Source organism: Streptomyces sp. GbtcB6 (assembly GCF_019091475.1).
In the GTDB taxonomy this organism is placed as follows: domain Bacteria; phylum Actinomycetota; class Actinomycetes; order Streptomycetales; family Streptomycetaceae; genus Streptomyces; species Streptomyces hyaluromycini.
This window is the reverse complement of the sequence record NZ_JAGXJL010000023.1, coordinates 163,113-188,326: the sequence shown is the minus strand read 5'-3', so window position 1 is coordinate 188,326 and position 25,214 is coordinate 163,113. Positions and strand designations below refer to the sequence as shown.

Below are 25,214 nucleotides of genomic sequence, written 5' to 3'. Positions count from 1 at the left end.
GAGGTGGCGGAGGTGAATTCGCTCGGCTTGTGCACGACCGTGTTGCCGGCCGCCAGCGCGTGGGCGATGCCGCGGCAGCCCTGGTTGAGGGGGCCGTTCCACGGGGTGATGACGGCGGCGACGCCGTAGGGCTCATGCCGGGTGTAGGTCAGGTTCTGCGGGCCCTGGTCGATCGTGTCGCCGGCGAGGGTGCGCACGATGGAGCCGTAGTAGTCGAAGTAGTCGGCGGCGACGAGCAGTTCCATGCGGGCGGGAGCGGGTAGTTTGCCGCCTTCTGCGCATTCCAGCTCGACGAGCCGGTCGATGCTCTTCCGTATGCCGGCCGCGATGGATTTGAGGACCCGGGAGCGCTCTGTGGTGGTGGTCCGCCCCCATGCCGACTGGGCTTGGTGGGCGGCGATGACGGCCTGCTCGACGTCCTCGGCGGAGCCGTCGGCAATGCGGAACACGAGTTCGCCGTCGTGGGGGCTGGTGGAGTCCAGGTGGCGGCCCGAGACGGGCGGCACCGGGTGGCCGCCGATCCCGTGCTCGAACTGCGTGATGGTGTTCATGATGTTCTCCGTTCTTGTGGTGGGGGATCGCGTGGCCAGGGCGTTCGCTTCGGCGGTCTCATCGACGTGGCTCGTCAGTCGGTGCACGGCTTCAAGAGGGTGAGGGAGCCGGCGCCGGCGCAGGAGCGACGCGGTCCAGCCCGATGGCCGGCGGGCATGCAGTCGGCGGATGGGCCGAGCTTGCGGGGTGCGAGCCGGGGGGCACGCCGGGAGAGGCAGTGCCCCGTTGTGCCCACGCGGTACGACGAGCTCGACTGCCGCGCCCACGGCTCCGGCAGAACCCCGACCGTCACGGCGATCGTCGTCGGGCTCGGTGACGTCTCCATGGGCCGTCGGACACGTCCTAATTCCAGCGGCCGAACTGCTCGACGTAGGCGTCGCCCGTCACCGGTCGCCCCTGGTAGGTGCCGCGCACCGATGAGTCGGCCTCGTCGATTCCCGGCGTGAACGGCTGGTTGGACTGGATTTCCTGGAGCACGGGCCGGGCGGTCACGACGAGCTTGGTGTTCAGGCCGGGGATCGTGACGGTCCACTTGCCGGCGTAGCGCTGGCCTGTCGTGGGGCTGGTTTCGAAGCGGGTGGCCTGCGGGGCGAGCGGACTGATCGAGACGACGCGGTGCGTGCCGTCGGGACTGAGCACGGTGGCCCAGTGCTTCTCTCCGTCGGCGTCGAACATGTCCCACAGGTTGATGACCTGATCGTTGTCGAGCCGCACGGCCATCCAGGTCCACTTGTGCAGCGTGTCCCAGTTCCAGTTGCCCCACTGGCGGTCGAGCCAGGAGGTGCCGGTGACGTGACTGGTCGAGCCGTCCAGCGTGAAGGTGCCTGAGGTCTGCAGGTTGGGGAGCGAGTAGTAGTAGCTGGTGTCGTCCAGGAAGGGGAACAGGCCGGTACCGTTGTTGTACAGCGTGGGGCCGACGGCCGTCAGCTTGAGGTCCAGGGTCCCCTTGCCCTGGGGCAGCTCCGCCTTCAGGTGCATGGCGTCGAGCGGGCCGGACAGTGATGCGTTCGGCATCCGCACATCGAGCTTGTCGGCGGACGTACTGAACTGATCGGGTTTGAAGGCGTTCTGCTCCGAGGTGTACGCCCCGCTCTCCTCATCCGTGATGGAGATCTGCGTGATGCCCTTGCGGCTGAGCTGCACCTCGTAGCCGTACTTGTGCCCGCCGGCCCGGATGTGACCGACGGTGTACCACCATTCCTGCTTGGCGTTCGGGTGTGCCGCCTGGTCGGCGGGCATGTGGACGAAGGCGGGGAAGCCCGGGTCGGCGCTCGGACCGGGCCGCGACGCCTCCTGAGAAATGGTGTGTGCGTGGCTGCTCGCCGCGTTGGCCGCCGCAGGAATTCCGACGGAGCCCGCGATGGCGACTCCGGCAAGGGCAACCGCTGTCGCCCTACGTCCGAGGACCCAGTTCACTGTGCGCATCGGTTCTCTCCTCTGAACGTGATGGCCGGGTTCAACTAGCGCGTGCGTGACAGGGAGTTGCGCGCCCGGCCGCGCACGATCTCGGCCAGGCGGGCGGCCTGCTCATCGACGGCTTGGGGTCCGTTGCCGGTCAGCAGGGAGTGGTCGGCGTCCCAGATCACCTTGACGGCCGAGGGATTGAGAGCGAGGTTGACGTCGTAACCGGCTTCCTTGAGCGCCACGTCGACGTAGTAGGTCAGGCGCGTGCGCTCGCCGGGCACCTTGGGGTACTGGAACCCGAGCATCGCCTTCTCGCCGTACTTGGGCACGGTGGTGATCCGTGCGCCCTTGAAGGCATGGTCGGGATCAGTCGCGACCTTCCCGTCGCCGTCGACCCGGTAGCGCGCCGAGGTGAGGGCCACCGGGGCATGGCAGATGAGTGATATCGGGACGTCCACCTCGCGGAGTGTGTGGAGCAACTCCCCCATCCACGGGTTGTCGTGGAAGTCGACCATCGGGGCGTGTCCGCCGGGCATGTGTACGAAGGCCAGGTCTGCCAGCGAGAAGCCGGATGCGGGATCGCGGTGCCGTTCGATCAGCTGCTGGATGGACAGGTACTCGCGCTGCGGCAACGCCTCGAAACCGGTGACGACATCCTCTCGGATGGAGGTGGCCTCCGCGTCGGTCCTGGGAAGCGGCTCGGAGACCAGGATGCGGCCGAGAAGCCTGTGGGCGAGGGCGAGTTCGGTCTCACGACGCTTGAGGAGGTCCGGATTCCTCTCACGCAGCTTCTCGGGGCCGAACCGCTCGACTCCGCTCTGGATGGTGGTGCGGGCGGTGGCGAGACCGAGGTTTCCGCCCGCCTGGAAGTTGAGAGCGAGACCGTTGACGTCGAGCTGCGGCAGCCGGCCGTCCGGCGTAGCCAGGATGAAGTCGTAGTCGCTCTCGAACTTCGCCATTACGGCGGCGAGTTCGACGAGGAAGAACCCGGTCGGTATCCCGGGGTGGCCGGCGGGCTCGCTCAGCGGGAGCACGCGTGCCGACGACAGGACGATCAGGGCCTTGGGCCGAGAGGTGCTGGATTCAGTCACGGTCTTTCCTTCTCTTGGGAGTTGGTCTCAGAGCGGGGGATTTCACGCCGGCACACCGGACGAGTGTTTGACGAGCGCGTCGAAGGTGCGGTCCGGCAACAGCCTGCTGAGGAAAACGCGTGGGCGGGCTCCGAAACCGACGCGGTAGCGGGTGCGCGGACGCCGGGCGGTCGCCGCCGTGGCCACGGCCTTGCCGATGACGGTGGCAGGTGAGGCCATGCGGGTGCCGGGCTGCGAGCTTCTCTCCAGGGACTTGGCCATCGCGTCGGCCTGCTCGGCGTACGGTCCGCGGGAGGAGGTGGCACGCAGCTTGTCGGCCGCGATCGCACCCCAGTCGGTCTGGATGGAGCCGGGCTCGATGAGTACGACGTCGATGCCGAACCGCTTGAGTTCCAGGCGCCGTCGAGCGGAAGCGTTCGGACGCCCGCCGCCGCCAGGCCGCTCATCCGGTCGGTGCGCCGGGCCGCGCCGTAGACGATGAAGCCGGCCTTCTGAAGCTGTCGAGCGGCGGCTTCACCGATGCCTGAGGAAGCACCGGTGACCAGGGCTACCTTTTTCGTCATTGCCATTCCTTGCGAGTCGTGCCCCAGCGCACTGGGGCTTTGAAGCAGTGAGGCTCGGGGGCGGAGGCCGGTCCTGAGAACTCGTAGGAGCTGACGTCGAACCGGCCCCACTTAACAGACCGGCGGCCTCTTCGAGCATAAGAGACCTTCGGTCTCTACACAAGGGACCGTAGGTCTGTAACATATGGGCATGAACACGTTCCAGCGCGCCAGAAACGAGGAGCAGCGCGAAGTACGCCGCCGGAGCATCCTGGAGACGGCGGCGACCATGCTCAGCGAGATGCCGGTCTCAGCCGTTAGCCTCAATGAGCTCAGCCGCCGCGTGGGACTGGCGAAGTCCAACGTCATGCGCTATTTCGAGTCGCGAGAGGCGGTCCTGCTGGACCTCCTGGAGAGCCTGACCCGCGACTTTCTGACAGAGGTGGTCGATCAGCTGCCCGCCTGCGTCGACCGGACGGGTTCCGCGATCACGAGAGCCGAGTCGGTGGCATCAGGTCTGGCCGCATCGTTCGCGTCCCGGAGGATGCTCTGCGAATTGCTCAGCGCCCAGGCCGGCATCCTTGAGCACAATGTCTCCGCCGAGGTGGCCGCGAGGTACAAGCGGGGGGCCCACGACGGTCTTGCCGGTCTGGCAGGCATGCTGCAGGAGATCCTGCCCGAGCTCGGCGACCGAGAGGCCGCCGAAGCGGCCAGCATGACGATCGTTCTCGTCGGAGCGTTGTGGACGCACAGCCATCCGGCGGAGGTCGTGCGTGCGGCCTATGCCACCGATCCGAGTCTCGTATTCCTCCGTACACCCTTCGCTGCGACACTCGAGCGTTCGATCACGATCTTCCTGATCGGCCTGCTGACCGACTCCGACCGGTGACCAAAGCGCTGCGTTGGCCGAGGCGGGCACCTGGAGGCCGGGACTCGTCGCCCTGTTCGCGGACCCGCGGGCCAGCCGCTGTTTCTCCGTCGACTTCAGCGACGAACGAGCCGCGCGGGACCTGTCCGGCGAGCTGATCGAGACCGGGTGGTGCGTCCGCCCCGACCTGTGGCGGCAGGGCCTGGCCACCGAGGCGGTCCGGGCGCTGCCTGGACTATGCGCTGTCGTGATCCAGCCGGCGCGCATGTGCTCAGTGCGGTGTGCGCTCAGTTCCGCGGCGGTGCGACTGAGCGGGCGTACTCGGTGGGTGTCCGGCCGTAGTGCTTCTTGAAGGCTCGGATGAAATGGCTGCTGTCCGCGAACTGCCAGTGGGCAGCGAGTTCCGAGACGCTCAGCCGTCCGGAGGGTGCGGTGAGGGCGAGTCGGGCCTCTTCCAGCCGTCGCCGGCGAATGTAGGCGGTCACCGGCTCTCCCGTCGCGGCGAATGCCCGTTGCAGGTTGCGCACGGAGACATTGAGTTCACGGGCCAGCATCGTGCCGGAGAGTTCGGGGTCGGCCAGATGGTTGTCCGCGAGGTCCTTCGCTGCCTGGACGAGCGCGGGGACCAGTTGGGGTTCCGCGTCGTCGATCCGGCGCCTGGCCACCGCCTTGGCCAGTTCGATGAGCGTGCTGTGGGCGGCTTGCAGTCCGGCCGGCGCGAGGTCGGCGACGGTGTCGTACATCATGTTCGAGTGGGCCACCAGCAGGCGCACCTCGGCGGAGTCCGCCGGCCCGCTGACGCTCTGCCGTCGCCCCAGCAGTGGTTTGAGCATGGCCGCGGGCAGGACGAGGACCTTCGCCCTCGTGTCCGGCACCGTCTCGAAGTGCAGGGGCCGTCCCATGTGACGCAGGAGGAACTGCCCGGCCGTCACGGTCTGTTCGGCGCGGGCGAGCGGGGCTCCCAACGTCCAGGAGCCGTGATGCACGACGTACATCCGCACCTGGTCCTCGACGCCGTCGAGGGGGCCCTCGGTCCGGATGGCCGACGCACCGTGGAGATCGGTGACAGCCACGTCGCCCACCTTGGTGGCGCGGCTCCTGACCCTGAAGTCACGGGTCGTGGCCGGGCTGAAGGTCGGCAGCGGGAAGCCATCGCCGATCTCCGACTCCCAGTCGCTGCGGAAGGCGTCGAAGCCCGAGCCGTCGGCTTTCGTTCCGCTGCCGCTCATCGACGGTGCCCTCCGCCTTCGTAACCACGCGCTGTCTGGCGCTGATGTTCTGTCCGGCCGGCGCCCTGGTTCAAGCCTGTTCCGGGCCGATCTTCCTAGGGTTCGAGACAGGGCCGACCACCCGCTCCAGCCCGGCGGATACACCAGCAGGCGCACAGGAGGAGAGCCTCGTGAGCCAACGGTATTCCGGCCGCTTGGCTGTCGGCACGAGGGGTGCCGGCGTGCCATGAAGCGACGCCGTACCCCTTGCACCAGGCGTGCGCAGAGCACGCGCTGTCCGCCCGTGAGGAAGCGCGGGCGACACCACCACGTCATACATGAGGAGTTGGAGATTCTCGATGGCTGAAGACACGTTCACAGGCAAGGTCGTCATTGTCACCGGCGGCGGAGCGGGCATCGGCGCGGCCACCGCTCTCCGTTTCGCCGCCGGAGGTGCCACGGTGGTCATCATCGGTCGAACGCAGGCGAAGCTGGACAAGGTGATGTCCGACGCGCCAACGGGTTCGACGCTGATCGCCCGGGTCGGTGACGTCTCGGACGAGGAGGAGATCACCGGGCTGGTGGACTCCGTAGCCGAGGACCACGGCCGGTTGGACACCCTGGTCAACAATGCCGCGACCTGCGAGCCGTTGGGCACCGTGTCCGACATCGACGCGACGGGCTGGCGGCGTGTCATGTCCACCGATGTCGACGGAGTCTTCTTCGCCTCCAGGGCCGCACTTCCGCACCTGCGCGCCGTGGGCGGCAGCATCGTCAATGTCGGTTCGGCATCCGGGCTCGGCGGTGACTGGGGACTGGCCGCCTACGACGCCGCCAAGGGCGCGGTGACCAACCTGACCAACGCGATGGCGCTCGACCACGGCGCGGAAGGCGTCCGGGTCAACGCCGTCCACCCCAGCATGATCTCCACTGACATGACCGCGGGATTCCTGCAGAACGACGCGATCGTCGCCGCCGCGCTCAACCGTGTCCCCATGCAGCGCTTCGGCGATCCTGCCGAGGCGGCTTCCGTCATCACGTTCCTGGCGAGTCCGGCGGCGAGTTATGTGAACGGGGCCCATATCCGCGTCGACGGCGGCCTCGGCGCATCGAACGGCAACCCGCACATCGCGTAACTCGGTGACATGCGAGGCGGATCGCCGCAGTCGGGGGTGCGGGTCCGTGGATCAGCCGATGATCTCCTTCATGACCCGTGTGTCCGGGGCGTCGGCCCTCGCTCGACCTGATCCTCGACACCGTGTGGAGTTGCGGTCGGTGCAGCGCGCTGTCAGGGCTGAGGTGTACCGGTGGACCTGGTGAGTTGCGGGTCACCCGAGGAACTCCAGCCCCGCGGGACTACACATGCCAAACCTGCCCGAACGAAAGGAAGTTGCGTGTCCGCGTTTCTCGACGACCTGCAGAATGCGATCTCGACGCACGATCTCAAGGCTCTCGTCTCCTGCTTCACGGAGAACTACCGCTGCGACATGCCGACCCACCCGGCGCGCAGTTTCGTGGGGCAGGAAGTAGTACGCAAGAACTGGGCCGGCCTCTTCGCCCGCGTGCCGGACATCGAAGCACGCGTACTACGGTCCGTCCGGGACGGCGATGTCATCTGGAGCGAGTGGGAGATGACCGGTACCACCGTCGAGGGCACGTCTCAGCTGTTGAGGGGCGTGGTCATCGTACGCGTCGAGGGCGACCGGGCCGCGCAGGCGAACTTCTACCTGGATCCCGTCGAGTAGGACATCGGGATCTCCCGTGACACCGCCCAGGCCGGACGCCGGTCAGGGCAGGGTGAGATGGGGGATGGCGCCAACGGCGATGGGCGGTCTGGCGTAGCCGTCACGAAACAGCGGTTCGAACCCCACAGTTGCCACTCTGAGCCGTAGGCCTGGGCACTGAACCAGTCGGAGTCCCGTGCAGTCAGGATCCCCGGCCGTGGGGGGACTCCTGGTTGTTCACAGGGATGCCCTGCGCGGTGACCGTCCTCCGTGGAAGAGGCTGTATCGGTATGCGGTACCGCCGCGTGGGCGTGGCCAGCCTCCGCCGGCCCGCGGGTTCATCACCGTGCTTCCAGCGGAGCGCTTTGGCGCCGCGTCAGGCCTCCGGGGCCGCGACGAAGCGTTCCAGCAGGGTGCACAGCAGGTCCTGGTCGCCCTCGTCCATGTGACCGAGGAGCCGTGCGGCCACGTTGTCGGCGACGACGGACGCCTCGGCGAACAGCGCCCTGCCCTGTTCGGTGATTTCGACGGCGTAGGCGCGGCGGTCGCTGGGTGAGGGGCGGCGTACGGCCAGGCCGCGGGTCTCCAGATCGTCGACCGTGCGCACCATCGAGGACTTGTCGCCGCCGGTGAGGTCGATGAGCCGGCGCTGGCTGAGCGGTCCGTGCAGGTTCAGGTTGAGCAGGACGCCGTAGTGGCGGCCCTCGATGCCCAGGGGACGCAGGGCGTCGGCGAACGTGTGGGCGGCGCGCCGCTGGGCGAGGCGGAGCAGCGGGCCGACGCGGACACGGCCGGTGCCGGGTGGGCGCGGGGTGGAGTCGGGCGGGTTCATCGGCATCAGCATAGGGCAACGCGAGATTGGTTACCGCGAGACAGTTCCATATGGCACTATCTCATGCATGCCTAAATCGATTGCGTCCATCCCACCCCCGGTCCAGGTGCCGCCCCCACCCGCGAACGGCGGACCTCCTCCGGTGCGGCGCTGGGCCCTGATGCTCTTCCGGACCGTGGTGACCGGCGAGGCCGTCCTCGCTCTGGGGCAGGCGGTCCTCGCCGGAAGCTTTCTCTCCGGTCACTACGCGGCCCTCGACCTCCACGCGCTGAACGCCACCGCCACCGGGCTCACCGCCGTGGCGCAGATCGCGGCCGCGCTGCTGCTGTGGCGGCCGGGGGGCGGACCGGGCTGGCCGGCCCTGGCCTCCGTCGCGCTCTTCGGCGCGGAAGCCGGGCAGATAGCCATGGGGTACGGGCGGGTGCTCGCCGTTCATGTCCCGCTGGGCGTGGCCATCATCGCCTGTACGGTGCTGATGCTGGTCCGGGCCTGGCGCCCGGCGGCCGCATGGACCCCGTCCTCCCGTACCGAAGGCGCCGGGTCCGCCGAGGGCTCCGCCGCCGAGGAGGGGTCCGCATGACCGGCGGCATCACCAGGCGGCGCCTGCTCGCCGCGGCGGCCATGGGCGGCGGCGCGCTCACCGCGGGCGGATGGGCCGTGGCCGGCGGGGCTCTGACGTCCGGTCAGCCGGGGCTGCTGCTGCGCAGCCGGGCCCCGCTGCCGAGGCCGTACGAGGTGCCGCTGCCCGTGCCGTCCCGGCTCGCACCGGTCAGCACGAGCGGCACGGCGGACGTCTACGAGATCACCCAGCGGCCGGCGCGACTGCGGATCCTCCCGGGTCTGGAGACCGACGCCTGGACCTACGACGGGACGTTCCCGGGGCCGACCATCGTGTCCCGTTCCGGACGGCGGACGGTGGTGCGGCACCGCAACGAGCTGCCCCGTCCGACCGTGGTCCACCTGCACGGCGGGCACACCCCGTACGGCAGCGACGGCTACCCGACCGCGTTGATCCTGCCTCGCAACAGCACGGAAGGCACCGCGGGCATGGCCGGGATGCCGGGCATGCCCGGGGCCGGTGGCGCGCAGGACACCGCCTCCGGGCAGCGGACGTACACGTACCCGATGGAGCAGCGGGCCGCGACACTCTGGTACCACGACCACCGCATGGGCTTCACCGGGCCGAACGTCTGGCACGGGCTCGCCGGGTTCCATCTGGTCCACGACGACGAGGAGAAGGCCCTGCCCCTGCCCGGTGGGGAGCGTGACATACCGATGCTGATCGCCGACCGGTCCTTCGCCGCCGACGGCTCCTTCCAGTACCCGGCGCTCGATGCCGGACAGCGCACGGCGGGCGTCACCGACCGGTACATGGACGGTGTCCTGGGCGACGTCATCCTGGTCAACGGGGCGCCCTGGCCGGTGCTCGAGACCCAGCGGCTGCGCTACCGGCTGCGGCTGCTCAACGGCTCCAACGCCCGCCGCTACCGACTGGCGCTCGACCCCGCGCCGCCGGGCGGTGGCGCTCTGGTGCAGATCGGCGGCGACGGGGGCCTGCTGGAGCGGCCGCTCGCGCACGACACCCTGGACATCGCCCCGGCCGAACGCTTCGACGTGGTCGTCGACTTCGCCCGCTACCGGCCCGGCACCCGGGTACGGCTGGTCAACCGGCTGGGCAGCGGCGGCACGGCGACCGTCATGCGGTTCGACGTCTCCGGTGCCCGGCCGCCGGCCGACGACTCCCGTGTGCCGGACCGGCTCTCGACGATTCCCGCACCGCGGGCCGACCGGGCCGCGGCGACCCGTACCTTCCACTTCCAGCGGCGGGCCGGATCCGGATGGACCATCAACGGCCGCCCCTACGAGCCCGGCAGGCCGCTGGCGACCGTCCGCCTCGGCACCACCGAGGTGTGGCGGTTCGTCACCGACTTCCACCACCCCGTGCACCTGCACCTGAACCACTTTCAGGTGACCGCCCGCAATGGCCGGTCGCCCGGCCCGTACGACGCGGGCTGGAAGGACACCGTGGATCTGCGTCCCGCCGAGTCCGTGGAGATCGTCACGCGCTTCACCGACTACCCCGGGCGGTTTCTGCTGCACTGCCACAACCTCGAGCACGAGGACATGGCGATGATGGCCGACTTCGTCACAGAGTGAGCCAGGCCTCGGTCCGGTAACGGAACCGTCCGCTCCCACACATCATCAGGAAGAAGATCGGCAGACATTCGGCAGATCCTGCCCCGACACACCTTCAGCCGGGAGTCGTTACCCCGACCGGTGCCTGAAACGACCGACTCGCTCCTCGGTTTCCGAAAGCCGGATACCCCGGCAGCGGCGCCACATCCCAGCCTCCGGCGACCTCGCGCAACAACAACCGCATCGTCTCCGCGAACGCCGGGAACTCCTCCAGCGTGCTCGCCATCTCCCAGCGATGCCTCAGCACCTGGCGCCTCGTCGGGACCGGACGCCGAGTCGGGTGCAGCGGCCCGTCCTCCACGGCGCGGGGCAGCATCCTCACCGTCGCGTCCACCGTCCAGACCGCTACGGCCTGCCACATGCCGGCCTGCCACACCTCGTCCTCGGCCAGTGCCGGGTACACGCCGACGACCTCCGCGCGATACGCCTGCTCGATCTCCGCGGCCATCCCGGATTCCGGCGCCGTCGAGCAGCGCGAGCAGATCAGTGGGCCTCTGCGCGATCCACGGCTCGTCCTCCCAGGACAGCATGCCCTTGTCGTACCGGGACCACAGCCGCCTGAGATCGGCACGCCGGTGCACCGATTCGGCGGCCAGCCGCCCGAGCCCGCGGGCCCAGGCCAGCAACCCGCTTTCCGCGACCGCCGGATCGCTCCCGAGCAGAACGTCCGCCAGGGTAGGTGCGTTCCCGAGGTCCGCCATGACCAGCAAGGGAATCTCGGGGTCCACACCCAGAATCTCGGGACCGGCGATCCCAAGAGACAGCCCGGCGGCCTCAGCCGTGAAGCAGCGCAGGGACTCCGGCTCGTTGCTGAACGCCTTGACGATCACACTGCCGCCGCCAGCCGTTTCACAACGCAACACGGTGCTACGCGAACTGCCACCCAGGTCGACCGGCCCGGACAACTCGACGTCCAGCAGTTCGCCGGCGGCACGCAAGATCGACTCCACCTCGGCATTCTGCCACCAACACCCTGGACACCGTAGGCCGCTATGTGACCGCCAACCAGTTTGAAACGATCAGTCAATCGCCGGAAGATCCCCCAGCAACGGCCGCAGATTCCGCGCGTGACGTCCCCACCGAACAGACACCAACGGCTTACCCCTGCCGGCCGGCGCCCGGATCGCCTGCTCCGTGACCTCCTCCCACCCCTTGCCACGATGCGCAGCCGGACTGCGCGGCGCCGTCGTCAACGCCCTGTTCGGCAACAACACTCCCCGGCAACGAACGCACCTCAGGCGCCACCGCGAAACGCAACCCGATGACCATCCCCGAGTCCGGCCTCGGCGTGTCCTCCAGCGGAAGTCGGCCGATCCACCCGCCCGAACCGCAGGTCTCCAGGTCAGTCGCAGCAGTCGCAGGCGGCATGGCAGCCGCACGCGTCGTCGGCCTTCTTGGCTGCGGGGACGTTCGCGCCGGAGGGGGCGCAGCAGCCCTTGCCCTGCCAGGTGTCGCGGCCTTCCCTGATGGCGATGGCCGCGATGACGAGGCCGGCGGCGGGATCGGCCCAGGACCAGCCGAAGGTGGCGTTGAGGACCAGGCCGACCAGGAGTACGGCCGAGAGGTAGGTGCACAGCAGGGTCTGTTTGGAGTCGGCGACCGCGCTGGCGGAGCCCAGTTCGCGGCCTGCGCGACGCTGGGCGGCGGACAGGAAGGGCATGACGGCCAGGGAGAGGGCGGCGAGCGCGATGCCGGGGACGGAACGCTCGGCCTCGCCGGTGCCGGTCAGGGCGCGTACGGCGTCAACGCCCACATAGGCGGCGAGCACGAAGAACGACACCGCGATGATCCGCAGAGTCCTCCTCTCCCGGGCCTCGCGTACGGCGTGCTCGCGGGCGGAGAACTGCCAGGCGACGGCGGCGGCCGAGGAGACTTCTATGACGGAGTCGAGGCCGAAGCCGATCAGGGCGGTGGAGGAGGCGAGGGTGCCGGCGGTGACGGCGACAATCGCCTCGACGACGTTGTAGGTGATGGTCGCGGCGACCAGCAGCCGTATCCGGCGGGTGAGTGCGTCCCGGCGGGCCGGGGCGGGGCCGAGGGATATCACGGTCATCAGCAGCACCCCTTTTCGTCGGCGTCGACGCAGGTGCGGTCGGTCTCGACGGCCACCACGGCGTTGCGCAGGTCGTCGAGCGCGTGGCCGAGGCGGTCGTCGGCGAGCTCGTAGCGGGTACGGCGGCCGTCGGGCACGGTCACGACCAGACCGCAGTCACGCAGGCATGCGAGGTGGTTGGACAGTCGGGTGCGCGAGACCCCGAGGGCGTCGGCGAGGTCGGCGGGGTAGGCCGGGGCAGCACGCAGGGCGAGAAGGATGCGGCAGCGGATCGGGTCCGCGAGCGCGCGGCCGAACCGGGCCAGCACGTCGACGTCGGAGGCAACAGTCAGCACAGACACGACAGTACACGTGATCCTGAATTCAGGAAACCATGTACTGAGCGTCCGGCCAACTGTCGCCACGGTGGCCATCCGTCCCTGAACGTCACGCTCCCGCGCGAAGGGCTGGGCGCCCTGCGCGGTCCGGACGCGGTCGAGCCGGACGGTGATGACGGACGACGGTAGCGAGAACGCGCGGTCGTCAGCCCGCTGGTCATGCCTTCAGCGTCCCCCGCGGTCGGGGGCGGCGACCTCGCGCACGGCCTCGGCGACGGCCGGGAAATCCTTCTTCAGGATCGCGTCGTGGTTGCTGGCGACCTTCGCGCTGAGCCGGAGGTTCGGGTTGCGCCCGAACACCTGGTCGAGGCTTGCGCGGATGCGTTCTTGCTCGTCGCCCTTGCTTCCGAGGGACGCCCCCGAAGCGAGCACATAGCGCACCGGGACGGTGATGCCGTCCAGCACGGGTCCCAGCTCGCGTTCACGGGAGATCCTGCCGAGCTCGATGTTGCAGTCCGCCATCTCCTGGGGGGTCATCCGCGGGGTCAGGCCCGTGGGGCGCAGCAGCGGCAGGAACCAGCCCATCCGCCGGAACATCTTCCGGATCCGCTGCTCCATGGCCTCGTCCAGCCAGTCGTACGGTTCCGCGCCGTCGACCAGGACCGCACCCAGGCAACGCTCCGGATTCCGGTGGGCCCAGTGCGCCCCGACGAACGCCCCGTAGGACCAGCCCACCACCAGCGCCCGGTCCACGCCCCTGGCCGCGAGCACGGCGTCGACGTCCCGGACGGCGGCCTCGAAGGAGTAGTCCGCCGAGCGCTGCGACTTCCTGCCGCGGGCCCGCTCGTCGTAGGTGATGTGCCGCCATTCCGGGCCCAGTTCGGCGACGACCCGCCGCCAGTAGCCCTGCGTGGCGAACTGGCCGTTGAGGTAGACCACCGGGATGCCGGTACCGCCGGTGTCGGCGACGGCCAGGGCCGTGTCGTCGACCCGCACCATGCCGGTCCATGTCGACCCGGCCGAGGAAGTGCCGTTCTTCGTCATGTCGTTGTTCCCCCTGATCGTGTGGGCTGTCGGGTACGGCTGATACGGGCCCTGCGCGTGCTGCTTCCTCAGAGGCTGCGGGCGGTGATGTCGCCCCGGGAGGTGGTGGCGCGGATGTCGAGTTCGGCGGTGCCGTCGTTCTTGAGGGAGTTGCTGACGCGGCCGTAGTCGGTGCCGGCGTCCAGGGCGGCCGAGACACCGGCGGCCGCGCCGACCGAGATGTCGCCGTCCTGGGTGCGGAGCACGACGGTGCCGCGCACGGCCTCGTTGATCCGGATGTCGCCGCGTGCGGTGCTGATCTCCGCGGGGCCGCCCAGTCGGCCGATCTCGACATCGCCGTCGAGCGCGGTGAGGCGGACGCCCGCGGCCTCGTCGATCTTGACCTGGCGGTACGCGCCCTCGAACGCGATGTCGCCGAGGCGTCCGACGCCGCGGAGTTCGGCGCCGGCCGTCCTGGCCTCGACGCGGGAGCCGGCGGGCAGCCTGACGGTGACCTCCAGGGATCCGGACGGGCCGAAGAGCTGGTTGCCGGAGGCCGCGGTCGTGATCCGCAGGACGCCGTCGGTGTAGGCGACGGTGGTCTGCTCGGCGGTCTTGGTGTCTCGGTTCCTGGCGGGGTTGGCGGGCAGGACCTCGACGATGGTGTCGGTGCGGTCCGCGGCGATGAACTGGATGCGTCCGGCGGGGATGTCCAGGACGGCGGAGATCGGGGCGGGGGTGTCGAACTTCTGCATTGTTCTCTCCTGTGACTCGCTGTTTCCGATGAACGAAAAGCTACGTTGCATTCACCATTCAGGCAACAGCTTCATTGCGAAGAGTCATCATTATTGCAGTACAGAGGCCATAAAGTGTTGCATTGACCTTGGAACTAAATGCAACGACGACCACGGGAACGTTGCAATGAATTGGTGGTGAAAGCTACGCTGGGGACAGCAGGGACCACCAAGGGGCACGAAGGAGACCGCGATGCCGGGAGGCAGGCTCACCCAGCAGGAACGCCAGCAGATCGCGCTGGGAGTGGCAGACGGCCTCGCCTACGCCGAGATCGCCCGGCGCCTGGACCGTCCGACCTCGACGGTCACGCGTGAGGTGATGCGCAACGGCGGCCCCACCGCCTACCGCGCCGACCTGGCCCATCGCGCCACCGAACGCCGCGCCCACCGGCGCCGGCAGGCCGCGCCCCGAGGGACCGAGGTGCCCCGGCCGGCCCACGGACGCGACCCGGAGGCCGTGGCCGAGTACGAGGAGACGCTCACCACCGTCATGATGGCTTCGGGCATGACCACCATGCCGGCCCGGGTGATGGCCTCCATCACCCTCACCGACACCGGCAGCCTCACCGCGTCCGAACTCGTCGAGCGCCTGAAGGTCAGCCCGGCGTCCGTCTCCAAGGCGATCGCGTTCCTGGAGAGCCAGGGCCTCGCCCGCCGGGAACAAGGCGAGGGCCGCCGCGAGCGCTACGTCGTCGACGACGACATCTGGTACCAGTCGATGATGGCCAGCGCCCGGTCCACCGCCCAGGTCGCGGAGACCGCACGGCAGGGCGTCGGCGTCCTCGTCCCCGGCACCCCGGCCGCCACCCGCCTGGAGAACGTCGCCCGCTTCCTCGACTTCGTCAGCGAGAGCATCGCCCGCTCCGCGGAACAGGCCCGCGAGATCCTCCACACGAAACCGCGAACGAACTCGCACGACACCGCCCAGCCAGGTCCGGACCACGGATGACGACCGCGATCTCGGCGAGATGGTCCGAGGTGAGGCGGTAGGCGCGGCCGACTCGGGTGTGCGGTATCAGGCGCCGGCGCGCACGATCCTTGACCCACCAGGCCGAACAGCCGAGCGTCGCACTCTGTCTCGTCGAACTCCGGTCACGGCTGGGAAGGGCGCGTACGTCGAGGAGCCCGGGCCGTACGGTGTGGTGACGGCGTGGCCGGGAGGGGCCGGTCCGGTCTCGGTGTGGAAGTCTGCGCTCGCCTACACCTCGATGTGGGAGCCCATGATGACCGTCCGGTCGCGGGGCAGGCCGAAGTACTCGGCGGCATCGGCTGTGATGTAGGACGTGGCGATGAACAGGCGCTTGCGCCAGGGCGCCATCGTGGGCGCTTTTCCGCGGCGGAGCTCGATCGTGGACAGGAAGTAGGACGCCTCGTCGAGTTGCAGCGGCCCCTCGGTCGAGGCCGGGTCCAGCGCCGCCAGGACGCCGGGCACGTCCGGTGTCTCCATGTAGCCGAAGTGGGCGGTGACGTGCACGATCCCGTCGTCGGCGTAGCCGAGGCCGTCGACGGTGATCCGCCGGTCGGCCGGGACGCGGGGAATGGGTTCGGTCGTGATGGCCAGGATCACGACGTGGTCGTGCCGTACGTGGTTGTGTTCGAGGTTGGCCCGCATCGCCAGGGGCGCGGTCTGCTTGCCGCGGTTGAGGAAGACGGCCGTGCCGGGCACGCGGAGCGTCGTCGCCTCCTTGGCGCGGAGTTCCTCGATGAACTCCTCCAACGGACCCTCGCGTCGCGCCCGTTCGGCGGTGACGAGCTCGCGGCCGCGCTGCCAGGTGGTCATGACGGTGAACACGGTGAGGCCGATCAGCAGCGGCAGCCAGGCTCCGTGGACCAGCTTGGTCAGGTTGGCGGCGACGAACAGCAGGTCCACCGTCAGCAGCAGCGCCGCGCCGGTACCGATCAGCCAACGCGGTGTGCCCCACTTGGCGCGGGCGACGTAGAAGAACAGCAGGGTGGTGATGGTGATGGTGCCGGTGACCGCCATACCGAAGGCGAAGGCCAGTGCCGCGGAGCTGCGGAACGCGAAGACCAGGGTGAGGACCGAGACCATCAGCAGCCAGTTGACCCAGGGGACGTAGACCTGGCCCACGGCGGACTCGGAGGTGTGCGCGATCCGCAGCCTCGGCAGGTAGCCCAGCTGTGCCGCCTGGGAGGTCACCGAGTACGCGCCGGTGATCACCGCCTGGGAGGCGATCACCGTGGCGGCCGTGGCCAGCAGGACCATCGGCCAGCGTCCCCAGCCCGGCACGAGCAGGAAGAACGGGCTGCTGATGTTGCCCGGGTCGGCGAGGATCAGCGCGCCCTGGCCGAGGTAGCTGAGGACGCACGCCGGGAAGACGAGGAACAGCCAGGCCCGCGTGATCGGGCGGCGCCCGAAGTGCCCCATGTCGGCGTAGAGCGCCTCGGCGCCGGTGACCGCGAGCACGACCGCGGCCAGGGCGAAGAAGGCGGTCCCGAAGTGGCCGTACAGAAAGCCCGCCGCGTAGGTCGGTGACAGCGCCTTGAGGATCTCCGGGTGGTCGGCGATGCCTACGACGCCGCAGGCGCCGATGGCCAGGAACCAGGCGATCATGATCGGCCCGAACACCCGGCCCACCGCCGCGGTTCCCCTGCGCTGGACCAGGAACAGCACCACGATGATCACGGCCGTGATCGGCACGACCGCATCGCCCAGCGACGGCTCGACTACCTTCAGGCCCTCGACCGCGGACAGCACCGAGATCGCCGGTGTGATCATGCTGTCGCCGAAGAACAGGGACGCGCCGAAGATGCCCAGGGCCGCCAGGATGCCGGCGGCCCGCGCACCGCGCTGTCCGCTCCACCGGCGCAGCAGGGTGATCAGCGCCATGATGCCGCCCTCGCCGTCGTTGTCGGCGCGCATCGCGAGCAGGACATAGGTGACCGTGACAATGATCATCACCGACCAGAACACCAGGGACACCACCCCGTACACGTTCTCCGTGCTGACCGGGACGGGGTGCGGGTCGCCCGGGTTGAACACCGTCTGGAGGGTGTAGATCGGGCTGGTCCCGATGTCGCCGAACACCACACCGAGCGCCCCGACCATCAGCGAGAGGCGGACTGCGGCTCGCGGATCCGGAGCATGAGGCCCTGGCAGCCCCGTTGCTGGTCCTTCGTCCGAGCCGGTCGGGTGCCGATGGCTGGTCATGTCGATCCTCCTCGGCGCAGGCCGGCTACCGGGCATGTCGTGCGGGACGATACAGGTCCGTCACATGCCCCTTGACAGCACACCCCGCATGCCGGTTCCCGATTCGGCACGATGCCGCAGAGCGGGATGAAGGGGGAAGCCCGGCTCCCCTCGCGGCTGACGGCACGCGGAGTCTTCCCTGCTGGTCGACATCAGCCAGTGCAGCCCGACCTGCTACGCGGCACACCGCCGTTGCATCGGGAGGTCGTCCGTTCGCCACGGACGGCAAAAAGGCAACGGCAAGGAGATTCCCGCTCCTTGCCGTGCTCAACGTATAGCGCACCGGGGGGCTTGCGGCAAGGCCCCGGTCAGGCCGCAGAATCGCCGGCCGAGGCCAGTACCTGCGAAAACGGGAGTCGCGTAGTGCGTGTGTTGTTGTCGACGTATGGGTCGCGCGGGGATGTCGAGCCGCTGGTGGCGCTCGCGGTGCGGTTGCGGGAGCTCGGTACGCAGGTGAGGGTCTGTGCGCCGCCGGACGAGGTCTTCGCCCGGCTGCTGGCCAGGGTCGGGGTGGAACTGGTCGCGGTCGGCAGGCCGATGGGCACGATGACGGCGCCGTCGACGGAATCGGCGGCCTCCAGCCGGGTGGCCGAACTGGCCGCACAGTTCGACACGGTCGTCGCGGCCGCCGAGGGGTGCGACGTCCTCCTGGCGACCGGGCTCGCGCACTTCTCCTCGCGGTCGGCGGCCGAGAAACTCGGTATCCCCTACGTGTACGCGACCTTCTGCCCGTTCCTGCTGCGGTCTCCGCACCAGGCGCCCCCCGCGCTGCTGCCGGGCCAGTCGTTCCCGCCGGAGGTGACCGACAACCTGGCGCTGTGGGAACTCAACGCCCGGACCTTCAACGCGCTGCACGGCGAGGCGCTCAACGCCCACCGGGCCTCGGTCGGTCTGCCGCCGGTCGACGACGTCTACGGTTTCATCTTCACCGACCGGCCCTGGCTGGCCTCGGACCCGGTCCTGGGGCCGTGGCGGGAGACCCCGGAGCTCGACGTCGTGCACACCGGGGCGTGGATCCTTCCCGACGAACGCCCGTTGGCGGAGGACCTGCTGGCGTTCCTGGACGCGGGCGCACCCCCGGTGTTCGTCGGCTACGGCAGCATGCGAGGCGTCTCGGCGGACATCGCCAGGGTGTCCGTCGAGGCGGTGCGCGCGCACGGCCGCCGCGCGCTCGTCAGTCGCGGCTGGGCCGAACTGGCCCTGATCGACGACCGCGACGACTGTTTCGTCGTCGGCGAGGTCAATCAGCAGGCACTGTTCGCCAGGGTGGCCGCCGTCGTGCACCACGGCGGCGCGGGCACCACGACGACGGCCGCCCAGGCCGGGGCGCCGCAGGTGGTGGTGGCCCAGGCGGCGGACCAGCCCTACTGGGCCGGGCGGGTCGCCGCCCTCGGCATCGGCGCGGCACACGACGGCCCGACTCCGACCACCGAGTCCCTGTCAGCCGCACTCGGGACCGCCCTCGGCGCCGAGACCCTCGCACGGGCGAGGGCCGTGGCCAACGGCATCCGCACCGACGGGCCGGCCGCGGCCGCGAAGCTACTGCTCGACACCGTCGGCCGGGGAAGGCCGTCGGTGCCCGCGTGAACGCCACACGGGAGGCTGTGAGGAGGGGGACGGCGGGGCGGAGAGGGCGCCGGCCTGAGTGGTGAGGTCGTAGCGGCACTCCTCGCAGAATCGGGCGAGGTCGCCGCAGGGCGCCCTTCGCCCCTCCGCGCACTGGGAGGTACTCGTTCTGGTAGATGTCGACCGCGAACTGCGGCACGGTCGACTTGGCGAAGACAGCCATCGATTGCGCTCCTTTGGGCCCGCTTCACGCGGATGACGCGGCTTCGTGTTCCGCTTGCGCTGGGTTCGTGCTCCGCTCGTGCGGCAGACACCGGAAACGGCAGGACAGCGACCGTCACGTTGTCGCGGCCACCCCTGTCGAGCGCCGCCTCCACCAGCACCTGCGCGCATCGCAGGGGGTGCGCGCGGGCGTCCGCCGGTACCGCCGATGCCAACTCCTGCGCGGACTAGGCGTAGTTCCACAGCCCGTCGGTGCACACCACCACGACCCCCGGTCCGTCCGGCTCGAAGGTGGTGGTGTCCGGATCGAGTTCGTCCGGGTCCGCGCCGAGCCAGGCGGTGATGGTATGGGCACTGCTGTCCGCATATACCTCTTCGGGCGGCAGACCCGTCGAGACCATCCAGGTCGCCCATGAGTCGTCCTCGGTGAGGCGCGATGCGCGGGCACTGCGGAGCGGCCTGCGCCGCGCCTTCCGCGAGGGCCACTCTTGCGTTTCGAACACGGAGTAGTCCTGTCTTGTCGCGTCTTTGACGCCGCGCCATCGGAATCTTGATGCGGGGCCGACGGGGCGCGTGAGACGGGACCCGCGCAGCTGGGTCAATTAGCGGCCCTGGTCGGCAGGTTGGCGGCTTGGCGAAGCAACGCGGGGGGGGTGTTCCTCAACCCGGAGCTCCGGAAGACGAAGGACGCGCGGGTGTTCCGGAGATCCAGGTCACGATGAACAGGATCCTGGGTTGGTCCCGGCCGACGCAGGAGTGTCGGTCGTGGGCGGGACGCCCTTCTGTTCCTCAGCGACACCCCTGTTCTGGTGACCGTCGTCCTCTACGTCCTCGGCGCGCTCATCGAGCTGCCCTCCTGAGAAAGCCCCTCACGGCTTCGACGCCGCGGTCGCACCAGTCGCGCCGCGACCATTTCAGTCCTCGGCCGCAGCGTTGTCCGTTTCCCTTGCCCATCGTCGGCTCCAGGCGTCCAACGGACTCAGCGCCTCGACAAGGTCCTGACCGAGTGGCGTGAGGTGGTAGCCGTCGCTGTGCAGGGTGAGCAGGCGGGCGCCGGTCAGTTCGTCGAGGCGGGTGCTGAGCACGCTGGAGGACATGCGCTCGCATCGGCGCTGCAGTTCGCGGAAGCCTGTCGGTGCCTGACTCAGTTCCCACAGGATGCGCATCGTCCAACGCCGTCCGAGCAGATCGAGTGCGGCCATGACCGGACGGCCCGACTCGGACCCCCGCACCGGCACGCCCGGCCGTGGCGCTCTGGCTCCCATTACCCACTCCTTGCGCTTCGCTTCTCGAAGCATGATAGTGATTCGAAAATCGAAGCAAGGGATGTCGTATGCCGCGCATCGAACCGCTCGCCCCGCCGTACACGGCCCAAGTCGACCAGGCACTCCGCCGGTGGATGCCCCCCGGCGTGCCGCACGAGCCGCTCACGCTGTTCCGCGTCCTGCACCGCAACCCGGAGCTGGCCTCACGCATGTTCGCCCTGGGCGCCGGGCTCCTGGGACACGGCAGCCTCCCCGCCATCGACCGGGAGCTCGTCATCGCCCGCGTCACCGCGCGCACCGGCTGTTCCTACGAGTGGGGCGTACACGCCGCGACCCTCGCCCGGCAGGCCGGGCTCGGCCCCGAACAGCTTCAGGCGACGACCGACACCGATCCCGCGGCGAACGTCTCATGGCCGCCACGCCACGCGGCACTGCTCGGCGCGGTCGACGAACTGCACGACACGGCGCAGCTCTCGCAGGCTGCCTGGGATGCCCTGCGCGTGCACTACGAGGACGGCCAACTGCTCGAACTCCTCGTTCTGGCCGGCTGGTACCGCACCATCAGCTACCTGGCCAATGGGCTCCTCCTGGAAGAGGAACACTGGGGCACCAGCTTTCCGGCCCGGTGACGGTACGTCGCACATGCTCGGCCGTTGACCAGCGTTGCGGAGAAGAACGACCAGCAACGCCAGAGGTTGAGCCGCGGCCGCAACGGCGGCAGACCACCGGCATTCGACCGGGAGACCTACCGCCGACACAACAGGGGGCGGCCGTGCCGAGCTGATGGACGCAGCTTTGCGCATGAGCCTCGCTGCGCCAGCCCCCACACCGGAAAAGCCGGCCCCAGGAGAGAGCGCGAGGTGTCGGCCTCGGCCGTGAACCGTTGTGGGTCGGCCTTCGGCAGGGGCACGCTCAGCGGTACGGTGCGGCGGTCGCCGTCCGCGCTGCGGGCGATGAAGCGGCGCTCCGGGACGGGCGTCCACAACGTCGAACGCCACGCGGTGGCGCCTTGTCCGTCCCCGCCCAGGCCGACCAGGTACGGCTCAGCCCGCGCAGTCCGGCGCGGACGAGCTGTCCCGGCCGTGTGGCTCGCGGTCGTGCCAGGTCAAGCCTTCGCGCAGCGACGTCTATGTCAGCGCGAAGGCCAGCAGTGCCGTCGTGGTGAAGTCCAGCGAGGGCTCCACGGTCTGCCAGGCGCCCACGTCGTCCACGTACCGCGACCCCTTGCCGTCGAAGTCCGTCCAGGATCCGGTCGGCGGAGCGGCGGTGCACTTCTTCATGGTGGGGAAGGTGTTCAACTCCGCGAGTTGCGCGGCCGCGTTGGGCCCGTTGACCACGGCACCCCGCAAGATGGCACCCTTGCCGTCGTGGCTGCCCCGGAGGTTGGCCAACTGGTGTTCCGGGCAGTGCGGGTAGACCTCGCCCGCACCGATCATGAAGCTGGTCCCCCAGGGATTCGCACCGAGGGCCCAACCGCGCTGCCGGCCGGCGAAAGTCCCGTAGCGGGTGTCGCCGGTGGCCCTGGCGTAGAGGCGGGCGGTGGCCACCAGGCCGAAGGTGTGCGGTACGGCGTCAAAGTCGTCGTAGACCGCGCCGGCACCGAACGGGTCGTGCCCGGCACGGTCGACGCCGTCGTCCAACTGGCGGCGGAGATCCCGGTACAGGTCCGCCTCTCCGATGCCGTTGGTGCGCGCACCGTCCAGGGCGGTGGCCAGGTCGACGTGGGCCAGGGCGCTGACGTCCGCGACGTCGAGAGTGCCCTTGACGTCGGAGTCCACGTAGGCCCTGGCCCAGTGGGCCGCGTCAGCCGTCCAGCCACCTTCTCGGTCGTCTCCCAACTCACGTGCAGCCAAGGCCAGTTCGGCGCCGGCGAATTCCATGTCGTCCTGCCAGGAGTCCTCGGGGTAGAAGGCGCTCGGGAAGGCGGTGAAGAGCGGCTCGTCGGGGTCCGGGTCGGTGTCGGCCAGGTCGTAGACGGCGGCGGCTTTGTCCAGCCAGTCCCGCGCCTCCTCCGGGTCCGTACCGGCCACGCGCTGTGCGGCGAGGGCGAAGACCGCGGCCACCCGTCCCGCCAGACTGGGGGTGATCGGCTCGCCCGGCTCGTTGGCACGGAAGACCGGGCGGTGCTTGATCGTGTAGTCGGGGTCACCGGGTGACACGTCGAGCCGGTCGTCGGCCTCCGGCAGCCGCCACACGTCGTGGTCGGTCCGTACGGCTTCGTTGCCCGCGCCGATGCCGACCTGGGCGTAGAGCGTCCCGGTGTCTTCGTCCCACATCTTGTCCAGCCACTCCAGCCCGTGCGAGGCCTCGGCGGACAGTTCCCGCATGTGCGGCAACTCGCGCTGGGCGAGCAGGAGTTCGGCGACCGAGTAGGAGGTGGTGCCGGTGAACTTGAGGAAGTCGCCCGCGTCGAACCAGCCGCCCGAGACGTCGGCCCGGGCGCCGGTCGGGGTCAGCCGCTCGTCGAGCAGTTCGGTGCCCTCCTCGTCGTACTCCGGGTCGGCGTAGACGGTCGCGTCCTCGTCGGCCAGATGGGACGGGCCACGCTTGAGGGCGCCGACGGAAAGGACGTCGGCTCCGTCGCGCTGGGCCTGGAGGAAGCGGATGTTGTCCCGGACCAGCGGGGTCATCAGCTCGCGGGCACCGGCGATCCGGAAGGCGGGCGAGCGGCCGGCCGCGGTGCCGGTGAGGACGACACGGTAGGTGCCGGGGGTGTTCAGGGCGGAGAGATCGGCGGTGCGCACCGAGGGGTATGTGGCGTTCCAGCGGCCGGTGACGGGACCGAGCCGGCCCGCCGCGACCACGTCGTCCTCGTCCTCGGCGTCGACGACCTTGAAGCGGGCTCCGGCCAGAGCCTTCGAGGACCCCATGACGTAGGCCTGCTTCGCCTCCCCCCGCACATAGCCGACCTGGTCGACCCGGACGGCCACGTCGGTCGAGGGCGGTGTGCGGGCGCCGCCGAAGGGCATGCCGAACAGGTTCACGGCGACGAGCAGGGTGCCCAGGCCGGTGACGCCCGCGGCGACCGGCAGCCCGGGGGTGCGCAATGAGTTCATGCGCCCACGGTGCCGGGGCCTTCATGAGATGACGATGAGGACGCCGGTGCCGTGCGGGCCGGATGCGACGGCAGCCGCAGCTCGGCGAGCAGCCCGCCGCCGGGGGCGTCCGTGAGGCGGGCGGTGCCGTGATGCAACTCGGCGACCCAGCGCACGATGGCGAGTCCGGCGCCGGTACCCGCGGCGGCCCCGGACCCCCTGGTGACCGTGACCCCCCGGCGGAACACCAGCTCCCGGTCCGCCACCGGCACCCCCGCCCCGTGGTCGCGCACCGTCACCAGCCCCGGCGCGACCGTGACCTCCACCGGCGCCCCCGTCGGGCCCCCGTGCCGCTGGGCGTTCTCCACCAGGTTGCGGACCGCCTGGGCCAGCAGGTCGGGATCGCCGAGGACCACCACCGGCTCGGACGTCACCGTGACGCTGTCGTGGTCCGGGAGCTCCTCGACCGTGGTCTCCACCAGCTGGTCCAGGCGCAGCGGCACCAGCTCGGCCCGCTGCGCGCCCGCCTCCAGCCGAGCCCGGGCGAGCAGCCCGGTGACCAGTCGACTCAGCCGGTCCACCAGCCGCAGCGCCTCGTCGGAGGAACCACCCCGCTCCACCACGAGCCGCAACGTCGCCAGCGGCGTGCGCAGTTCGTGTGCCGCCTCGGCCAGGAACTGCTCCTGCTGCCCGAGCCCGCGCACCGCGGGCCGCATGGCGCGGCCGGACAGCACATGGCCGACGGCCGCCGCGCAGCAGACCAGCGCCGTACAGCCGAGCGCCAGCCACCGCACCAGGACGTCGTGATCGTGTTCGCTGCGCGCCAGCTCCGTGCCGACCAGCACGGCTGCCCCGATCCGGTCGTCGTCCCAGACCGGAGCCGCCGCCCACCGCAACCGCCCGCCTCCGGCGGAAGGTGCGCTGACCAGCACGGTCTCCTGTTCGTCCAGGACGCTCCGCCAGATCCCGTCCAGCCGCTCCGCATCGGGCAGCGCCGAGCGCGCGGGGACGACGTTCCGCACCGCCGGCGCCTTCCCCGACGCAGTCTGGAGGACGGCCAGCACCTGTGCGCCCCGGGCGAGTTCGTCCTCCCGCAGCGGCTCCAGGTGCAGCACCCCCGCGTCGAACCACACCGCCCGCGACAGACCGGTGGCACGGCTGCCGACCTCGTGGTCGAGGCCGGAGCGACGGGACCCGGCGTCGATGCGGACGGCGACGGCGGCGAGTACGACGAGACAGGCCGCGGTGGCCGAGGCGAACAGGAGCGTCATCAGTCGGCGGGTGCGCCGCAGCCGGGCCACGGCGGGAGACATG

At 70.0% G+C, this 25,214-nt stretch carries 23 protein-coding genes and 6 pseudogenes; 9 read left to right on the top strand and 20 right to left on the bottom strand.

The window, feature by feature from the left end; genetic code table 11:
- The 5 genes and pseudogenes from KVT45_RS33270 to KVT45_RS58170 all read right to left on the bottom strand — a co-directional run.
- On the bottom strand, positions 1-551 hold a 551-nt coding region (locus tag KVT45_RS33270), incomplete at its 3' end, for an aldehyde dehydrogenase (RefSeq protein ID WP_254647690.1).
- A 343-nt stretch (positions 552-894) separates the two neighbouring features.
- Complete coding sequence (locus KVT45_RS33265) at positions 895-1,977, bottom strand: lipocalin-like domain-containing protein (RefSeq protein WP_217552850.1); 1,083 nt, start codon at positions 1,975-1,977, stop codon at positions 895-897.
- Positions 1,978-2,012: 35 nt separating this feature from the next.
- Complete coding sequence (locus tag KVT45_RS33260; protein ID WP_217552849.1) at positions 2,013-3,047, bottom strand: hypothetical protein; 1,035 nt, start codon at positions 3,045-3,047, stop codon at positions 2,013-2,015.
- 42 nt (positions 3,048-3,089) lie between these two features.
- The gene (locus tag KVT45_RS58175; RefSeq protein ID WP_254647718.1) at positions 3,090-3,308 is read right to left on the bottom strand and encodes a hypothetical protein; all 219 of its coding nucleotides are present in this window, start codon (positions 3,306-3,308) and stop codon (positions 3,090-3,092) included.
- Positions 3,309-3,535: 227 nt separating this feature from the next.
- Positions 3,536-3,610: pseudogene (locus KVT45_RS58170) on the bottom strand (hypothetical protein); the annotation flags it as partial.
- Between the two features lie 190 nt (positions 3,611-3,800).
- Here KVT45_RS58170 and KVT45_RS33250 point away from each other — a divergent pair.
- A complete protein-coding gene (locus KVT45_RS33250; protein ID WP_254647689.1) occupies positions 3,801-4,478 on the top strand; it encodes a TetR/AcrR family transcriptional regulator in 678 nt (225 codons plus the stop codon).
- A gap of 266 nt (positions 4,479-4,744) precedes the next feature.
- Here KVT45_RS33250 and KVT45_RS33245 read toward each other — a convergent pair whose 3' ends face one another.
- Positions 4,745-5,686 carry a helix-turn-helix domain-containing protein gene (locus KVT45_RS33245; RefSeq protein ID WP_217552847.1) on the bottom strand — a complete coding sequence of 314 codons (942 nt, stop codon included), beginning with the start codon at positions 5,684-5,686 and terminating at the stop codon, positions 4,745-4,747.
- 338 nt (positions 5,687-6,024) lie between these two features.
- Between KVT45_RS33245 and KVT45_RS33240 the strand changes: the two genes are divergently transcribed.
- Together KVT45_RS33240 and KVT45_RS33235 are read left to right on the top strand one after the other, a co-directional pair.
- Positions 6,025-6,801, top strand: coding sequence for an SDR family NAD(P)-dependent oxidoreductase (locus tag KVT45_RS33240; RefSeq protein WP_217552846.1), 777 nt, complete (start codon positions 6,025-6,027; stop codon positions 6,799-6,801).
- A gap of 258 nt (positions 6,802-7,059) precedes the next feature.
- The gene (locus KVT45_RS33235) at positions 7,060-7,410 is read left to right on the top strand and encodes a nuclear transport factor 2 family protein (protein WP_217552845.1); all 351 of its coding nucleotides are present in this window, start codon (positions 7,060-7,062) and stop codon (positions 7,408-7,410) included.
- A 355-nt stretch (positions 7,411-7,765) separates the two neighbouring features.
- On the opposite strand, the gene KVT45_RS33230 is transcribed toward KVT45_RS33235, so the two are convergent.
- Entirely contained in the window at positions 7,766-8,221 is a 456-nt protein-coding gene (locus KVT45_RS33230) for a MarR family winged helix-turn-helix transcriptional regulator (RefSeq protein ID WP_217552844.1), read from the bottom strand.
- Positions 8,222-8,288: 67 nt separating this feature from the next.
- Here KVT45_RS33230 and KVT45_RS33225 point away from each other — a divergent pair, with 67 nt between their 5' ends.
- Together KVT45_RS33225 and KVT45_RS33220 are read left to right on the top strand one after the other, a co-directional pair.
- Positions 8,289-8,801, top strand: coding sequence for a hypothetical protein (locus tag KVT45_RS33225; protein ID WP_217552843.1), 513 nt, complete (start codon positions 8,289-8,291; stop codon positions 8,799-8,801).
- Positions 8,798-10,378, top strand: coding sequence for a multicopper oxidase family protein (locus KVT45_RS33220; RefSeq protein WP_217552842.1), 1,581 nt, complete (start codon positions 8,798-8,800; stop codon positions 10,376-10,378). The genes KVT45_RS33225 and KVT45_RS33220 overlap by 4 nt, the downstream gene beginning before the upstream one ends.
- Before the next feature lie 94 nt (positions 10,379-10,472).
- Here the strand turns inward: KVT45_RS33220 and KVT45_RS56640 are convergent, their stop codons facing one another.
- The 6 genes and pseudogenes from KVT45_RS56640 to KVT45_RS33190 all read right to left on the bottom strand — a co-directional run bounded on the left by KVT45_RS56640 (position 10,473) and on the right by KVT45_RS33190 (position 14,565).
- Positions 10,473-10,865 carry a hypothetical protein gene (locus KVT45_RS56640; RefSeq protein WP_254647688.1) on the bottom strand — a complete coding sequence of 131 codons (393 nt, stop codon included), beginning with the start codon at positions 10,863-10,865 and terminating at the stop codon, positions 10,473-10,475.
- A 574-nt stretch (positions 10,866-11,439) separates the two neighbouring features.
- A pseudogene (locus tag KVT45_RS33210) lies at positions 11,440-11,680 on the bottom strand (uracil-DNA glycosylase); the annotation flags it as partial.
- 79 nt (positions 11,681-11,759) lie between these two features.
- Positions 11,760-12,470: a cation transporter gene (locus tag KVT45_RS33205; RefSeq protein WP_217552841.1), complete on the bottom strand. Its 711-nt coding sequence runs from the start codon at positions 12,468-12,470 to the stop codon at positions 11,760-11,762.
- Entirely contained in the window at positions 12,470-12,805 is a 336-nt protein-coding gene (locus KVT45_RS33200) for a helix-turn-helix transcriptional regulator (RefSeq protein ID WP_217552840.1), read from the bottom strand. Before KVT45_RS33200 ends, KVT45_RS33205 begins: the two co-directional genes overlap by 1 nt.
- A 207-nt stretch (positions 12,806-13,012) precedes the next feature.
- Positions 13,013-13,831 (bottom strand): alpha/beta fold hydrolase, encoded by an 819-nt coding sequence (locus KVT45_RS33195; RefSeq protein ID WP_217552839.1) that lies wholly within the window; start codon positions 13,829-13,831, stop codon positions 13,013-13,015.
- A gap of 68 nt (positions 13,832-13,899) precedes the next feature.
- Complete coding sequence (locus KVT45_RS33190; RefSeq protein WP_217552838.1) at positions 13,900-14,565, bottom strand: DUF4097 family beta strand repeat-containing protein; 666 nt, start codon at positions 14,563-14,565, stop codon at positions 13,900-13,902.
- Positions 14,566-14,797: 232 nt separating this feature from the next.
- Here KVT45_RS33190 and KVT45_RS33185 point away from each other — a divergent pair, with 232 nt between their 5' ends.
- Positions 14,798-15,553, top strand: a complete 756-nt coding sequence (locus KVT45_RS33185) for a GbsR/MarR family transcriptional regulator (RefSeq protein WP_217552837.1) — start codon at positions 14,798-14,800, stop codon at positions 15,551-15,553.
- A 7-nt stretch (positions 15,554-15,560) separates the two neighbouring features.
- On the opposite strand, the pseudogene KVT45_RS56635 reads toward KVT45_RS33185, so the two are convergent.
- Together KVT45_RS56635 and KVT45_RS33180 are read right to left on the bottom strand one after the other, a co-directional pair.
- Positions 15,561-15,677 (bottom strand): annotated as a pseudogene (locus KVT45_RS56635) (DNA-binding protein); the annotation flags it as partial.
- A 125-nt stretch (positions 15,678-15,802) separates the two neighbouring features.
- Complete coding sequence (locus tag KVT45_RS33180) at positions 15,803-17,773, bottom strand: potassium transporter Kup (RefSeq protein WP_217552836.1); 1,971 nt, start codon at positions 17,771-17,773, stop codon at positions 15,803-15,805.
- Between the two features lie 402 nt (positions 17,774-18,175).
- Between KVT45_RS33180 and KVT45_RS33175 the strand changes: the two genes are divergently transcribed.
- Positions 18,176-19,399: a glycosyltransferase gene (locus KVT45_RS33175; RefSeq protein WP_308310929.1), complete on the top strand. Its 1,224-nt coding sequence runs from the start codon at positions 18,176-18,178 to the stop codon at positions 19,397-19,399.
- A gap of 290 nt (positions 19,400-19,689) precedes the next feature.
- On the opposite strand, the pseudogene KVT45_RS33170 reads toward KVT45_RS33175, so the two are convergent.
- Together KVT45_RS33170 and KVT45_RS33165 are read right to left on the bottom strand one after the other, a co-directional pair.
- A pseudogene (locus KVT45_RS33170) lies at positions 19,690-20,052 on the bottom strand (PP2C family serine/threonine-protein phosphatase); the annotation flags it as partial.
- 462 nt (positions 20,053-20,514) lie between these two features.
- Complete coding sequence (locus tag KVT45_RS33165; protein ID WP_089106279.1) at positions 20,515-20,865, bottom strand: helix-turn-helix domain-containing protein; 351 nt, start codon at positions 20,863-20,865, stop codon at positions 20,515-20,517.
- Positions 20,866-20,933: 68 nt separating this feature from the next.
- On the opposite strand from KVT45_RS33165, the gene KVT45_RS33160 reads away from it, so the two are divergent.
- Both KVT45_RS33160 and KVT45_RS56630 read left to right on the top strand, forming a co-directional pair.
- Positions 20,934-21,494, top strand: coding sequence for a carboxymuconolactone decarboxylase family protein (locus tag KVT45_RS33160; RefSeq protein ID WP_217552835.1), 561 nt, complete (start codon positions 20,934-20,936; stop codon positions 21,492-21,494).
- 27 nt (positions 21,495-21,521) lie between these two features.
- A pseudogene (locus tag KVT45_RS56630) lies at positions 21,522-21,617 on the top strand (IS5/IS1182 family transposase); the annotation flags it as partial.
- An 86-nt stretch (positions 21,618-21,703) separates the two neighbouring features.
- On the opposite strand, the pseudogene KVT45_RS56625 reads toward KVT45_RS56630, so the two are convergent.
- From KVT45_RS56625 to KVT45_RS33150, 3 genes and pseudogenes are all read right to left on the bottom strand, one after another.
- A pseudogene (locus KVT45_RS56625) lies at positions 21,704-21,892 on the bottom strand (hypothetical protein); the annotation flags it as partial.
- Positions 21,893-21,992: 100 nt separating this feature from the next.
- Positions 21,993-23,921, bottom strand: a complete 1,929-nt coding sequence (locus KVT45_RS33155) for a glycoside hydrolase family 9 protein (protein WP_217552834.1) — start codon at positions 23,919-23,921, stop codon at positions 21,993-21,995.
- On the bottom strand, positions 23,918-25,213 hold the full coding sequence (locus KVT45_RS33150) for a sensor histidine kinase KdpD (protein WP_254647687.1): 1,296 nt from the start codon (positions 25,211-25,213) through the stop codon (positions 23,918-23,920). Before KVT45_RS33150 ends, KVT45_RS33155 begins: the two co-directional genes overlap by 4 nt.
- Position 25,214 lies beyond the last annotated feature (1 nt).

Bases quoted from the DNA above. Each gene is read 5' to 3' on its own strand.
- KVT45_RS33165 (WP_089106279.1), bottom strand. From the start codon at position 20,865: ATGGGAGCCAGAGCGCCACGGCCGGGCGTGCCGGTGCGGGGGTCCGAG.
- KVT45_RS33160 (WP_217552835.1), top strand. From the start codon at position 20,934: ATGCCGCGCATCGAACCGCTCGCCCCGCCGTACACGGCCCAAGTCGAC.
- KVT45_RS33205 (WP_217552841.1), bottom strand. From the start codon at position 12,470: ATGACCGTGATATCCCTCGGCCCCGCCCCGGCCCGCCGGGACGCACTC.
- KVT45_RS33240 (WP_217552846.1), top strand. From the start codon at position 6,025: ATGGCTGAAGACACGTTCACAGGCAAGGTCGTCATTGTCACCGGCGGC.
- KVT45_RS33245 (WP_217552847.1), bottom strand. From the start codon at position 5,686: ATGAGCGGCAGCGGAACGAAAGCCGACGGCTCGGGCTTCGACGCCTTC.
- KVT45_RS56640 (WP_254647688.1), bottom strand. From the start codon at position 10,865: ATGGCCGCGGAGATCGAGCAGGCGTATCGCGCGGAGGTCGTCGGCGTG.
- KVT45_RS33185 (WP_217552837.1), top strand. From the start codon at position 14,798: ATGCCGGGAGGCAGGCTCACCCAGCAGGAACGCCAGCAGATCGCGCTG.
- KVT45_RS33195 (WP_217552839.1), bottom strand. From the start codon at position 13,831: ATGACGAAGAACGGCACTTCCTCGGCCGGGTCGACATGGACCGGCATG.
- KVT45_RS58175 (WP_254647718.1), bottom strand. From the start codon at position 3,308: ATGGCCAAGTCCCTGGAGAGAAGCTCGCAGCCCGGCACCCGCATGGCC.
- KVT45_RS33180 (WP_217552836.1), bottom strand. From the start codon at position 17,773: ATGACCAGCCATCGGCACCCGACCGGCTCGGACGAAGGACCAGCAACG.
- KVT45_RS33155 (WP_217552834.1), bottom strand. From the start codon at position 23,921: ATGAACTCATTGCGCACCCCCGGGCTGCCGGTCGCCGCGGGCGTCACC.
- KVT45_RS33190 (WP_217552838.1), bottom strand. From the start codon at position 14,565: ATGCAGAAGTTCGACACCCCCGCCCCGATCTCCGCCGTCCTGGACATC.
- KVT45_RS33150 (WP_254647687.1), bottom strand. From the start codon at position 25,213: ATGTCTCCCGCCGTGGCCCGGCTGCGGCGCACCCGCCGACTGATGACG.
- KVT45_RS33250 (WP_254647689.1), top strand. From the start codon at position 3,801: ATGAACACGTTCCAGCGCGCCAGAAACGAGGAGCAGCGCGAAGTACGC.
- KVT45_RS33230 (WP_217552844.1), bottom strand. From the start codon at position 8,221: ATGAACCCGCCCGACTCCACCCCGCGCCCACCCGGCACCGGCCGTGTC.
- KVT45_RS33225 (WP_217552843.1), top strand. From the start codon at position 8,289: ATGCCTAAATCGATTGCGTCCATCCCACCCCCGGTCCAGGTGCCGCCC.
- KVT45_RS33220 (WP_217552842.1), top strand. From the start codon at position 8,798: ATGACCGGCGGCATCACCAGGCGGCGCCTGCTCGCCGCGGCGGCCATG.
- KVT45_RS33265 (WP_217552850.1), bottom strand. From the start codon at position 1,977: ATGCGCACAGTGAACTGGGTCCTCGGACGTAGGGCGACAGCGGTTGCC.